This is a genomic window from Mesorhizobium sp. M7A.F.Ca.AU.002.02.1.1, from assembly GCF_003998535.1.
Lineage (GTDB): Bacteria > Pseudomonadota > Alphaproteobacteria > Rhizobiales > Rhizobiaceae > Mesorhizobium > Mesorhizobium ciceri.
Genome location: NZ_RZPB01001289.1, coordinates 1 through 976, shown reverse-complemented (window position 1 = coordinate 976; position 976 = coordinate 1). Strand labels below are relative to the sequence as shown.

The window sequence follows — 976 nt, the reverse complement described above, 5'->3', positions numbered from 1 at the left end:
AGACAGCAATAGATGCGAAATGCGCCGTGAGCCGACATGCCAGGCCGGCGCCAAGGATGGAGACCGCCATGACCGCATGCATCGTCGGATGGACGCATTCGCGCTTCGGCAAGCTTGAGGGCGAAACGCTCGAAAACCTCATCGTCAAGGTGGCAACGGACGCGCTCGACCATGCCGGCATCGGTCCCGACGAGGTCGACGAGATCGTGCTCGGCCACTTCAACGCCGGTTTTTCGGCGCAGGATTTCACCGCCAGTCTGGTGCTTCAGGCCGACGACCGGCTGCGCTTCAAGCCGGCGACGCGTGTCGAGAACGCTTGCGCCACCGGATCGGCGGCGGTCCGCCAAGGCATCCGCGCCATCGACGCGAATGCCGCTCGCATCGTGCTGGTGGTCGGCGCGGAGCAGATGACGACGACGCCGGGGCCGGAGATCGGCAAAAACCTGCTCAAGGCGTCCTATCTGCCCGAGGACGGCGAGACACCCGCGGGTTTCGCCGGCGTCTTCGGCAAGATCGCGCAGGCCTATTTCCAGCGTTATGGCGATCAGTCGGATGCGCTGGCCATGATTGCCGCCAAGAACCACAAGAACGGCGTCGACAATCCCTATGCGCAGATGCGCAAGGATTTCGGCTATGAGTTCTGCCGCCAAGAGAGCGAGAAGAACCCCTTCGTTGCCGGTCCTCTGAAGCGCACCGACTGCTCGCTGGTCTCCGACGGCGCCGCCGCCCTTATCCTTGCCGACACCGCCACGGCACTGAAGATGCGCCGTGCCGTTGCCTTCCGCGCCAACGAACATGTGCAGGATTTCCTGCCGATGTCGAAGCGCGACATTCTGACCTTCGAAGGCTGCGAGCAGGCCTGGAACCGGGCGCTGAAATCGGCCGGCGTGACGCTCGACGATCTGTCCTTCGTCGAAACGCATGACTGCTTCAACATTGCCGAACTGATCGAGTACGAGGCGATGGGCCTTGTCAA

General features: G+C 63.1%; 1 protein-coding gene. It reads left to right on the top strand.

The features are described from left to right. Positions 1-68: 68 nt before the first annotated feature. Positions 69-976, top strand: a 908-nt coding sequence (locus tag EN879_RS37200) for a thiolase domain-containing protein (protein ID WP_127274774.1), incomplete at its 3' end; no start/stop codon positions are given.